Origin of the sequence: Flavobacterium arcticum (genome assembly GCF_003344925.1) — a bacterium.
Classification (GTDB): domain Bacteria; phylum Bacteroidota; class Bacteroidia; order Flavobacteriales; family Flavobacteriaceae; genus Flavobacterium; species Flavobacterium arcticum.
On record NZ_CP031188.1, the window covers coordinates 1,968,191 to 1,980,225 of the forward strand.

The following is a 12,035-nucleotide window of genomic DNA, read 5'->3' on the forward strand; positions in this document are numbered from 1 at the left end:
TTAAATTAGTTATTGTATGTGTTTTTTTTGTAGTTTTATTAACAATAATTTATAACTATTATAATATGAAAAACATTACTATTAAAAATGCTTTGAATTTCGGGAAAGATTCAAAGCGATGGCTCTTGGGCTATCTTGTACTTTTTGCTTTATTGTCGGTCACGACAACTTATTCGCAAGTAGGTACTATTAACATTGGTTCGGGTACAGCTAATAGTGCTAACCGTGTACCTATTTATTCTTGCTATAATTACACTTATAGTCAACAAATCGTTAAAGCTTCAGAGTATGCTGCCAATGGTGGTGTGGCTGGAAATGTTACTAAAGTGAGTTATTACTACTCTTCAGGAGGTACTAATTTAGCAAACTGGGCAAACTGGACAGTTTATTTAGGACATACTTCTAAAACTGAATTTACTTCAGATACAGATTGGGAGCCTTTAGGGAACCTTACACAAGTATATTCTGGAGCTATTACTCCAGTAGCAGGTAACTGGTTTGAAATTACTTTTACAACACCATTTAATTATGATGGTACAAGTAATTTAATTATTGCAATAGATGAAAATGAGTCAGGATACTCTTGTACGGCTAATTTTGGTTCATATACTGGTTCTTCAAATACAGGTATATACTATTATAGTGATGGTACTAACCCAGACCCAGCTTCGCCGCCATCAGGAACACGTACTAGTGCTTTAGCTAGATTACAGTTCTTTGGTAGTGTTGCCTCATGCCTTGCGCCAAATGGTTTAGCTTCATCAGGAGTTAGTCCAAATGCAGCTACAATATCTTGGAATGCAGTTACGGCAGCATCTACAGGTTATGATTACTATTATAGTACTACAAATACAGCACCTACGAGTGCAACAACACCATCAGGTAGTGTTGCATCTGGAACTACAACAGCTTCACTTTCAGGTCTGATGTCAAATACGCAATATTATGCATGGGTAAGAAGTGCTTGTGCAGGTACAGATGTAAGTGCATGGACGTCTTCTATTTCTTTTACTACGCTATGTGATGCTACAGATATTCCTTACTATGAAGATGCAAACTCTGCAACGACACCTAATATACCTGCGTGTGTAACAATACAAAATGCAGGTACAGGTAATAACTGGACTACAGCAAGTAATCCTGGTTACGGATTTGATAGTAATGTTTTTAGATATTCTTATAGTTCTAATCCAGCAAATGCTTGGTTTTACACACAAGGATTAAACTTAACAGCAGGTGTGTCATATAGATTATCATATACCTATGGTAATAATAGTACTTTTTATACAGAAAAGCTTAAAATAGGTTATGGTACTAGTGCTAGTGATGCTGGTATGACTACTATACTTGCAGACCATCAGGATGTTACAGGAGCTTCTGCTACTGATGCATTTGTAGATTTTACACCAACTACAACAGGTGTTTATTATGTAGGTTTTAATGCTTATTCGGCAGCTAATTTATATTATATATATGTAGATGATATATCAGTAATACTAACGCCTACGTGTGAGCCTGTTACAGGTGTTGTTGCAACAACAGGTTCTTTTACATCTGGAAATTTAGCATGGAATGAGTCAGCAAGTTTACCTGCAGATGGATATGAATATTATGTAAGTGAAGATGCTACTCCTCCTACAGGTGCTACAACAGTATCAGGTAGTGTTGCCGCAGGTATCTTTACAGCAGAAGCTACAGGACTTACAATGGGTACTACTTATTATGCTTGGGTTAGAGCAGTATGTTCTGATTCAGATTCTAGTCCATGGGAAGGACCTTCGTCTTTCTATACAGGCTATTGTACGCCAGCACCTACTACTGTAGATAACGACGGTATTATAGGTGTAGCTATGGGAACTATAAATAATGTTACCTCTGGAGAACCAGGTAATTATGCCGATTATACAGTACAATCAACTGATGCAGCTGCAGGGGCTACTGTAGATTTTGCAATTACGTATGGTACAGGTTATACTTACGGTACAAAAATATGGATAGATTGGAATAATGATACTGACTTTGATGACGAAGGAGAACTTGTATATACAGGTTTATCTACAAATGATAATCCTACTACATTAGAAGGTTCTTTCTCAGTACCTGCAGATGCTGCAGTAATAGGTAGCCATACAGTGCGTATAGGTGGTACTGATAATGATGGTGGTGGTACACCATGTTACTCTGGTTCATATGGTAGTTATGAAGATTATTCAATTAATATTTTCATGCCAGACCCACCTGCAATAACAGAATTTACTCCTGACACATACTGTGCTGTCGCTGGAGATATAACTATTACAGGTACTACTCTAGGTAATGCAACTCTTGAAATAGGAGGTACAGCAGTAACAATTACTTCTAATACTGATACTGAGATAGTAGCTAGTGTTCCTGCAGGAGTATCAGGTACGGTATCAGTAACAACAGTAGCTGGAACAGATACTACTCTAGATACATTTGCAGTAACAGAGCCTGCCGAATTAACATTGAGTGCTACAGAGGCAACATTATGTTTAGGTAATAGTTCGGATATTGTAACAATCACACAAGGAGCTTCTGATTTTGATATATATGAGTGGTCTCCTGTTACAGGAATGAGTGGTAACGATATTGATGGATATGTATTTAATCCATCAGAAACAACTACTTATACATTAACAGCATCACAATCAACTGGAAGTTGTGAAATATCAACAGAGTTTGTAGTAACTGTAAACCCTGTTCCTACACCTGTAACAGTTGTGCCATCAGAAACAATTGCTTGTTTAGGTTCTCCTGTAGAACTTACGGCAGAAGGTGGAGAGACTATTACAGCAGTAGATTATTGCTTACCAACTATAGGTAGCACAGGAGCTTCAGGAGATTATCTTAATAATTTTACTTTTGCTGATATAACAAATAATAACTCTGGTGATGAAGTATCAGATTATACATATTATAGTGATATAACCGCTAATGTAGTGGGGGGGCAAACTTATGATATTTCATTACAAGGAGGAAGCACAACTTGGTCTCAAACATTTAGAGTATGGATAGACTTTAACCAAGATGGAGTATTTGCTGAAGATGAGAGTGTATTTAATACTACTACAGGTACAACTGCTGTTGTAAATGGTACAGTAACAATTCCTGCAACTGCTTTTAATGGTCTTACAAGAATGCGTGTAGGGGATAGGTTTAGTAGTACAATTGGCGCAGGCGAAGCTTGTGGTCATACAGGTTATGGAGAATGGGAAGATTATAATGTAATGATTACAGGAGCAAGTAGTGCTGTAGAGTATGTATGGTCTCCAATAGATGGTCTTTATGAAGATGTTGCAGGTACTGTAGCATATAATGGAGATCCTGTACAAGTTGTATATGCAATGCCAAGTGCAACTACTACATATACTGCAACTGTAACAACAGATCTTGGATGTCCTGCATCAGATTCTGCAACAATAAACATAGTAATTACTCCTGCTCCTACAGGAGATGTTGTAGCATCATTTACTACAGCCGCTACAATAGCCGATCTTACTGCTACAGGAACAGATGTTCAATGGTATGATGTAGCTACAGGAGGTACTCCTCTAAGTGATTCTGAATTTTTATCATCAGGAATGTACTATGCTACACAAACTTTAAATGGTTGTGAAAGCCAAGATAGACTTGCTGTAACGGTAACAGTTCCTGAAATGGATTGGGTAAACTTACAATGGCCATTTGAATTAACAATAGTACAAGGAGATACTGGAATGGTATATGCACAAGGCTATGAGGCTGGTGTTACACCAGGTGCTGGTCCTGGTATAGGAGTAATGGCATGGATAGGTATTAGCAATGAAAATACAGATCCATCTACATGGACAACTTGGGTACCAATGATGTTTAATGATCAAGTAGGTAATAACGACGAATTTGTGGCAGCCATTGGAGATGATCTTGAGCCAGGTACATATTACTATGCTTCAAGATTCCAATATCTAGAAGGTCCATATAGCTATGGTGGTTATAATGCTGGCGGTGGTTCTTTCTGGAATGGTGCCGATTATGTGAGCGGAGTTCTTACTGTTAACTGTGGTACTATGGCGCCTGTTGCTGATGCTTCACAAGCATTTTGTGATGCTGCTACAGTATCCGATCTTGCTGCTGAAGGTGAAATGGTACAATGGTATGCTACTGCAATAGGAGGTTTACCTCTTGCAATGGATGCTGCTGTATTAAACGGAGGTACATATTATGCTTCACAAACTATAGACTGTGAGAGTTTAACAAGAACTGCGGTTGCTGTAACTATTAATGTTACTCCTGCACCTACAGGTTCTGATATGCAAGTATTTGAAGATGGTGCTACCGTAGCAGAGTTAATGGCTATGGGGAACGATATTATGTGGTATGATGCTGCAGGTAATATGCTAAGTGCTGATGATGCTCTTGAAGATGGGGCTATGTACTATGCTTCGCAAACCATGAATGGTTGCGAGAGTCAAGATATGCTAGCTGTTACTGTTACTGTTAATATGCCTAGTGTAGATTACGTTAATCTACAATATCCAGGAGAAGTCACTGTTTCAATAGCACAGTCAGCAATGATTTATGTACAAGTTTATGAAATGGGTGTAACTGAGGGTACTGGTCCTGGTGTTGGTGTAACAGCATGGGTAGGTATTAGTACAGAAGATACAGATCCTTCTACATGGACAACATGGGTACCTACAACATTTAATATTCAATCAGGTGTTAATGATGAGTATGTAGCTTCGGTAGGTTCTAATTTAGAGCCAGGAACATATTATTATGCATCTAGAGTTCAGTTACAAGACGGACCTTTTATTTATGGAGGTTTTAATGAACAAGGAGGTAACACATGGGACGGCGTTACATATGTAAGCGGTATACTAAATGTACTTTGCGATACAACCTCTCCTGTTGGAGCTACAGAACAAGTAGTGGTTTCTCTAACTGATGCTGTTACTCTAGAAAACATAGAGGTAACTGGTACTGATGTAGTATGGTATGCTACAGAACAGGATGCTATAGATGGTAATAATCCCTTAGCTATGGATACTGCTGTAGAAGAAGGAGTAACATATTATGCTACACAAACAATAAATGGATGTACTAGTGTTACTAGCCTTGCAGTTACCGTAACAGGAGTGCTAAACAATGGTAGTTTTGATGTTACTTCGTTTAATTACTATCCAAACCCTGTAAAAGATATACTTACTATACAATACTCTTCAGAGATTACTTCTGTAGCTGTATTTAATATGTTAGGTCAGAAAGTTATGGCAAAAACACCTAATACTACTGATGCTAACCTAGATATGTCAGTATTATCAGATGGTACTTATATAGTTATTATCAATGCAGGTAGTATGACAAAAACAATTAAAATCGTTAAAAAACAATAGTTGTAATTATTAATTTTAATTAGTTGAACCGATGGTGAAAACCATCGGTTCTTTTTTTATATACAAGCTACCATTTTGGTAGCTTTTGTTTTTTTTTAAAGCAGTAACTTTGTTAAAAATTATTACAAATGTTTTTTTCGTTAATAATACCAGTTTACAATAGACCTGATGAGATTGAAGAGCTATTAGAAAGCCTTACTAAACAATCATATAAAGATCAGTTTGAAGTAGTAATCATAGAAGATGGGTCTACTTTGCGGTGCGATACTATACTTCCTGCCTTTGAAGGTAAATTATTTATATCTTACTATTTTAAAAGTAATTCAGGTCCAGGTGACTCTAGGAACTATGGTATGAAAAAGGCAAAGGGCGATTACTTTATTGTGCTCGATTCTGATTGTATTATTCCAGAAGGTTATCTTAAAAATGTATCAGAAAGTCTTATTGCTAATTATGTAGACTGCTTTGGTGGTCCTGATGCTGCTTTAGATAGCTTTAGTGATATACAGAAGGCTATTAATTTTACAATGACCTCTTTTTTAACAACAGGAGGTATAAGAGGGAAATCGGAAAAAATAGAAAAGTTTCAGCCAAGAAGTTTTAATATGGGCATTTCTAAAAAAGCTTTTGAGGCTTCGGGCGGCTTTGGTAATATACACCCGGGTGAAGATCCAGATCTTTCTATACGACTTTGGAAATTAGGATATGAAACGCGTCTTTTTCCTGATTGTTATGTATATCATAAACGAAGGATAGATTGGGATAAGTTTTATAAACAAGTAAATAAGTTTGGTAAAGCACGCCCTATTTTAGATAAGTGGCACCCAGAGTATAAAAAGGTAACTTTTTTATTTCCTAGTTTATTTATTTTAGGTTTTGGGTTTTCAGTACTATTATTATTTTTTACTATAATTAGTCCTCTATATTTATATGTGTTTTATTTTATTTTAATATTTATAATATCAGCAATTAAAAATAAAAGCTTGAAAATAGGTTTTTATTCTGTTGTGGCGGTTTTTATACAATTTTATGGTTATGGTACAGGTTATATTACATCGTTTATAAAAATACATTTATTATCTAAGCAACCAGAACAGGCTTTTCCTGAATTATTTTTTAAAAAATGAAAACAAAAGTTATAGGACTAACAGGAGGAATAGGTAGTGGTAAAACTACAATAGCAAATTATTTTGCATCATTAGGTGTACCTGTATATATAGCTGATGAAGAAGCTAAAAAAATATTGAACACTCCTGATGTAATTACTGAAGTGGTAGCTGTTTTTGGACAAGAAATACTTACAGACAGTATTCCTGATAGAAAAAAAATAGCAGCTTTAGTATTTAATAATCCTGAAAAGCTTCAGGTGCTTAATAATATTATTCACCCTAAAGTGAGTGAACATTTTCATGATTGGTTAGATATTTATAAAGATGCACCATTTGTTATTAAAGAAGCTGCTATTTTATTTGAGAGTGGTAGTTATAAAAATTGCGATAAAATAATATTAGTTACTGCACCAGAGGAGATAAGGATAGAAAGAGTTATAAAAAGAGATGGTGGTACAGCCCAAGAAGTGCGTAAACGTATGGCTAATCAATGGAATGACGATAGGAAAAAAGAGTTTAGTGATTTTATTATAAATAACATTATTTTGAATGATGCTAAAAATCAGGCTCATAGTATTTATGATACTTTGAAAAATGTTTAATTTTTGGTGTGGTTGTTAATGTTTGGTTAATATTTTAAGGCATTAAATGTTAAAATGTTAATTTTGTTTCGATGAACAAGACTAGATTTCGTTTGCTGGTATTTTTTATGAGCCTATCTCTCGTGGGTATAATTTTGGTACAATTATATTGGGTAAACTCGTCGATTAAAAATAACGAGGAGCAATTCAAGTTTCATATACAGCAAGTATTAGGTAAAGTTTCGGTAAGGTTACAAGAAAATGATGCCAATAAGTTCTTTAGGCTTTACAATATTTATAAAGATAGTACTGGTAAGGCACCATCAAGAGAAGATATGTTGCCTTATTATTATAATTACCGAAGTAACAGAAAGGGTGAAAATATTATTTATTCGGATAATATGAGCCAACGGGATTATAATTTGTTCTTTGATAGAGAAAGGGATGGAGGCTATATAGGAAATGCTAATGTAAGTGCTCCCATTCCTTTAAGTAATACCACAAAAGAAGATACTAAAAAATCTTCTAGAAGTGGCGATATGGAAGTTTGGCAACGTTATCAATTTCAGTTATACATTAAGGACTTCAGAGATTTTAATCCGCTAGAAACCAGAGTTTCTAAAAATTGGCTCAATAAAGTGTTAGAAACAGAACTTTCGCAGAATGGCGTAAATACACCATTTGAGTTTGGTATATATAAAAGCGGACTTGCAACAAAATTACGATCGGGTAAGCTTAAATGGCAAGAAGGAATATCGTTTCAACATCCTGTTTATACTGATATTGATGGTAAATCAGGCTACAGGTTATTAATTACATTCCCTCAAAAGAAAACATTTATATTTTCATCTATTTTAGGTATAACATCACTGTCATTAATTTTTACCTTAATTATTATTATTGCTTACCTTAGTGCTATTAATCAATTGATTAAGCAGAAGCAAATATCAGAGATTAAAACTGATTTTATTAATAATATGACGCATGAGTTTAAAACACCTATTGCAACTATAAACCTTGCATTAGATGCTATAAAGAACCCTAAAATATTTGTTGATCCCGAAAAAGTAAAACGATATTTACAAATGATAAGGGATGAAAATAAACGAATGCACTCGCAAGTAGAAAACGTGTTACAAATATCTAAACTAGATAAAAGAGAATTAGATATTACTAAAGATCAAGCTGATGTTCATGCTATTATAGATGATGCTATAGAACATATTAACCTAATTGTTGAAGCACGAAACGGGACACTAACAAAGTCTTTAGAAGCGCGACGTACAACGGCATTGTTAAATGATATGCATTTTACAAACGTTTTAGTTAATATTTTAGATAATGCTATAAAATATTCTCCCGATGAACCCGTTATAGAGATACATACAGAAAATGTAAAGGATTTCATATTAATAAAAGTCAAGGATAATGGCTTAGGAATGACTAAAAGTACTCAGAAAAAAATATTTGAAAAATTTTATAGAGAACACACAGGAGATATACATAATGTAAAAGGACATGGTTTGGGTCTTGCTTATGTAAAAAGAGTTTTAGATGACCATAATGCCGAAATATACGTAGAAAGTGAAAAAGGAAAGGGTAGCACCTTTATAATAAAAATGCATCTAATAAATTAAAAAAAATATGGAAGAAGTAAACAAAAAAATTCTTTTAGTAGAAGATGATCCAAATTTTGGAGCAGTACTAAAAGATTATTTATTAATTAATGATTTTGACGTTACGTTGGCAAAGAACGGTATGGAAGGATTCGAAAAATTTAAAAAAGATAATTTCGACCTGTGTATCTTAGACGTAATGATGCCTTATAAAGATGGGTATACCCTTGCAAGAGAAATAAGAGAAAAAAATAAGGAAGTGCCTATTGTTTTTCTTACTGCTAAGTCGATGAAAGAAGATGTTTTAAAAGGATACAAAGTAGGAGCAGACGATTACCTTAATAAACCTTTTGACTCTGAAGTATTGCTTATGAAAATAAAAGCAATTATTCAGCGAAAAGCATCTGAGACAAAAACAGATAATACTAAATTTGAATTCCAGATTGGTAAATTCCATTTAAATTCAAAATTACGTTTTCTTACATTTGATAATCAAGAACCAATAAAATTATCGCCAAAAGAAAATGAGCTTTTAAAAATGCTTGCATTACATGAAAATGACCTAATGCCAAGAGAGCTTGCACTTACCAAAATATGGAGAGATGATAACTATTTTACATCTAGAAGTATGGATGTATATATAGCTAAACTTAGAAAGTACCTAAAACCAGATGAAGATGTAGAAATACTAAATATTCATGGTGAAGGTTTCCGTTTAGTTATCAAGAATAAAGCTACTGAATAGCAATAAGAAAAGTCTACATAATAAAAAAATTCTCCGTTGAGCCAATACTATTGCTAACAAGGAGAATTTTTTTATATCTATATATCAGATCAAATTTTTATTTCCAATTAAGCTCTAAAGCAAAGCAGGGCTTACCCTCTTTAACTACAGTAAAAAACTCTGTTTTATCTTCTCTACCTTTGTTTAATGTTACAGAGTCTTCTAGTTTTAATTCTCTCAAAAAATTCATGTCAAAACTTTGTAATTGTTGTTTTAAAAGAGGTCGATAATCTATCGCATCTAAGCACCACTCTAAGTATTTTACATTATTAACATGAAAAACAATATCAAGATCAGATAATACAACTTTTCTTTCGCCTGCTAGTACAGTATCTCTATTGAGGTCTATCTTTACAAAAGAAGCCTTGGTAGGCATTCTGTTAGGATATTTTTCAAAATGCTCATGCGGTAGTGCCAAGGCTTCGGGCTTCCTTAGTTTTGTATTGAATACAGCCCAATAGGTTATAGCACCTATTATCTTTTTTCCGTTCATCCACATTTCTAATGCCCTTACAGAGCGCGATCCCTGTAAGTCCATAATCCATGTTTTTACAGTTACTACATCTCTCCATTTAGGCATTTCATCAATTTCTACACGCATTCGGCTAAGTACCCATGCTTGGTCATGCACTTGCATATCAGTAAAGCTCATTCCGCCTATCTCTGAGTGCGCACCTGCCGTAAGTTGTAACAAGTTACAAAGCTCTGTTTGCCTTAAGTAGCCATTGGGATTACATTGTAAAAAATTGATTTCCCAGTCTTCAGAGTGTGTTGACGTGAAATTTTCAGTTATGGGCATTATAAATTTTCTTTTATGTAGTTAATAACAATATGTGGCGATGTGGTAAAATTAAACCACTTTGTTTCTTCTTTACGCTTAAACCACGTCATCTGCCTTTTGGCAAAACGGCGTGTGTTCTTTTTTATTTCTTCTATAGCAAAATCAAGCGAATATTCATCATCAAAATAACTGAATAACTCTCTATAGCCTACAGTTTGTAATGCATTAAGGTTCTTATGAGGATATAATGCTTTAGCCTCCTCAATAAGTCCTGCTTGTACCATAAGGTCAACGCGTTGATTAATGCGGCTGTACATTACTTCTCTTTCTGCTTCCAGTCCAATAATTATAGAAGTAAAGTTACGGCTGTTCTTTTTAATATTAAGAAAAGAAGAATAGGGCTTACCTGAACCACTACAAACCTCTAAGGCACGCATTAATCGTTGTGGGTTTTCTTTAGCTACATTGCTGTAATGTTCAGGGTCTAACCGCTCCAATTCCTCCTGTAAATAGGTTATACCAAGCGTTTCGTACTTTTCCTTTAGTTGCTCTCTTACCGAGTTGTCAATATCAGGGAAATCGTCAAAGCCTTTTAATACTGCATCGATATACAGCCCAGAGCCACCTACCATTACCACCACATTATTTTTTTTAAACAGCTCGTCGAGCACCGTAATAGCTTCACGTTCAAAATCGCCTACAGTATAGTCGTCAAAAATACTTATGTTTTGTATAAAATAGTGTTTTGCAGCTTCCTGCTCTTCTTTACTGGGTACAGCAGTACCTATGTTCATTTCTTTAAAAAACTGCCTGCTATCTGCAGATATAATAGGACAATTATAGTACTTTGCTATTTCTATAGCCATAGCCGTTTTGCCTATGGCAGTAGGACCAGTAACGGTTATAAGGTAATTGTTATTATTTTGAATATTCATAGTTATTGATGAAGGTTTGCACCACAATTGTAGCAGTATTTGGCTTTGTCTCTATGATGGTCGGCATTACAAACCGCGCAAACCTGTGTGTTTTCAGGTGTTTTATTGTCCTGCATAAACTGCGCTGTAACTAAACCTGTGGGTACAGCAATTATACCATATCCCATAATCATAATAAGGGCAGACAGAAATTGTCCTAACGGTGTTACAGGAGTGATGTCGCCAAAGCCAACTGTAGTAAGTGTAACAATCGTCCAGTATATGCTTATAGGGATATTTTTAAACCCACTTTCGGGTCCTTCTATAATATACATAAGGGTTCCCATTATTACGCATATTATTATTACTCCAAATAAAAAGACAGTAATTTTTATACGGCTTTTTTTAAGTGCTGTATATAGCTGGTTTGATGCACCTATAAAGTGTCCCAATTTCAGGATACGAAAAACTCTTAGTAGTCTTAATGAACGTATGGAGATAAGAAATGCAAGCCCAGGGAACAGTACATCGATATATTTTGGTAGCATAGAAAGTAAATCGATAATACCATAAAAGCTAAAAATATAATTGGCTGGTTTTTTTACCGATATAATACGAGCAATATACTCTATAGTGAAGAAACCGGTAATAATCCATTCAATAATATCCAACTCTTTACCATACACTAATTTAATACTGGCAACACTTTCCAGCATTACTGTAATAATACTTATTAAAATAAGTATAAGCAGTATTACATCAAACAGCTTGCCTTCGGGCGTGTCTGCTTCATAAATTACTTCGTGAAGTTTATTTCTGAAACCTTTAGGCATAGTGTTTTGTTGTAATGATTA

At 34.7% G+C, this 12,035-nt stretch carries 8 protein-coding genes; 5 read left to right on the forward strand and 3 right to left on the reverse strand.

What is annotated here, in order from left to right; all coding sequences use genetic code 11:
- Positions 1–65 precede the first annotated feature (65 nt).
- The 5 genes from DVK85_RS08865 (at position 66) to DVK85_RS08885 (ending at position 9,447) form a co-directional block, all read left to right on the forward strand.
- Positions 66–5,396, forward strand: a complete 5,331-nt coding sequence (locus DVK85_RS08865; RefSeq protein ID WP_162845340.1) for a GEVED domain-containing protein — start codon at positions 66–68, stop codon at positions 5,394–5,396.
- 128 nt (positions 5,397–5,524) lie between these two features.
- Positions 5,525–6,523, forward strand: a complete 999-nt coding sequence (locus DVK85_RS08870) for a glycosyltransferase (RefSeq protein ID WP_114678093.1) — start codon at positions 5,525–5,527, stop codon at positions 6,521–6,523.
- Positions 6,520–7,107: a dephospho-CoA kinase gene (coaE, locus tag DVK85_RS08875; protein ID WP_114678094.1), complete on the forward strand. Its 588-nt coding sequence runs from the start codon at positions 6,520–6,522 to the stop codon at positions 7,105–7,107. The genes DVK85_RS08870 and coaE overlap by 4 nt, the downstream gene beginning before the upstream one ends.
- A 71-nt stretch (positions 7,108–7,178) precedes the next feature.
- Positions 7,179–8,723 (forward strand): sensor histidine kinase, encoded by a 1,545-nt coding sequence (locus DVK85_RS08880; protein ID WP_114678095.1) that lies wholly within the window; start codon positions 7,179–7,181, stop codon positions 8,721–8,723.
- Between the two features lie 7 nt (positions 8,724–8,730).
- Complete coding sequence (locus DVK85_RS08885) at positions 8,731–9,447, forward strand: response regulator transcription factor (RefSeq protein WP_114678096.1); 717 nt, start codon at positions 8,731–8,733, stop codon at positions 9,445–9,447.
- Positions 9,448–9,544: 97 nt separating this feature from the next.
- On the opposite strand, the gene DVK85_RS08890 is transcribed toward DVK85_RS08885, so the two are convergent.
- The 3 genes from DVK85_RS08890 to DVK85_RS08900 are packed head-to-tail and all read right to left on the reverse strand — an operon-like array spanning position 9,545 to position 12,014.
- Complete coding sequence (locus DVK85_RS08890) at positions 9,545–10,285, reverse strand: acyl-[acyl-carrier-protein] thioesterase (protein ID WP_114678097.1); 741 nt, start codon at positions 10,283–10,285, stop codon at positions 9,545–9,547.
- Positions 10,285–11,202 carry a tRNA (adenosine(37)-N6)-dimethylallyltransferase MiaA gene (miaA, locus tag DVK85_RS08895; protein WP_114678098.1) on the reverse strand — a complete coding sequence of 306 codons (918 nt, stop codon included), beginning with the start codon at positions 11,200–11,202 and terminating at the stop codon, positions 10,285–10,287. Before miaA ends, DVK85_RS08890 begins: the two co-directional genes overlap by 1 nt.
- 2 nt (positions 11,203–11,204) lie before the next feature.
- The gene (locus DVK85_RS08900) at positions 11,205–12,014 is read right to left on the reverse strand and encodes an ion transporter (protein ID WP_114678099.1); all 810 of its coding nucleotides are present in this window, start codon (positions 12,012–12,014) and stop codon (positions 11,205–11,207) included.
- Positions 12,015–12,035: the final 21 nt, after the last annotated feature.

Excerpts from the sequence above, each read along its gene's own strand:
- DVK85_RS08865 (WP_162845340.1), top strand. The coding sequence starts at position 66 with ATGAAAAACATTACTATTAAAAATGCTTTGAATTTCGGGAAAGATTCA.
- DVK85_RS08870 (WP_114678093.1), top strand. The coding sequence starts at position 5,525 with ATGTTTTTTTCGTTAATAATACCAGTTTACAATAGACCTGATGAGATT.
- coaE (WP_114678094.1), top strand. The coding sequence starts at position 6,520 with ATGAAAACAAAAGTTATAGGACTAACAGGAGGAATAGGTAGTGGTAAA.
- DVK85_RS08880 (WP_114678095.1), top strand. The coding sequence starts at position 7,179 with ATGAACAAGACTAGATTTCGTTTGCTGGTATTTTTTATGAGCCTATCT.
- DVK85_RS08885 (WP_114678096.1), top strand. The coding sequence starts at position 8,731 with ATGGAAGAAGTAAACAAAAAAATTCTTTTAGTAGAAGATGATCCAAAT.
- DVK85_RS08890 (WP_114678097.1), bottom strand. The coding sequence starts at position 10,285 with ATGCCCATAACTGAAAATTTCACGTCAACACACTCTGAAGACTGGGAA.
- miaA (WP_114678098.1), bottom strand. The coding sequence starts at position 11,202 with ATGAATATTCAAAATAATAACAATTACCTTATAACCGTTACTGGTCCT.
- DVK85_RS08900 (WP_114678099.1), bottom strand. The coding sequence starts at position 12,014 with ATGCCTAAAGGTTTCAGAAATAAACTTCACGAAGTAATTTATGAAGCA.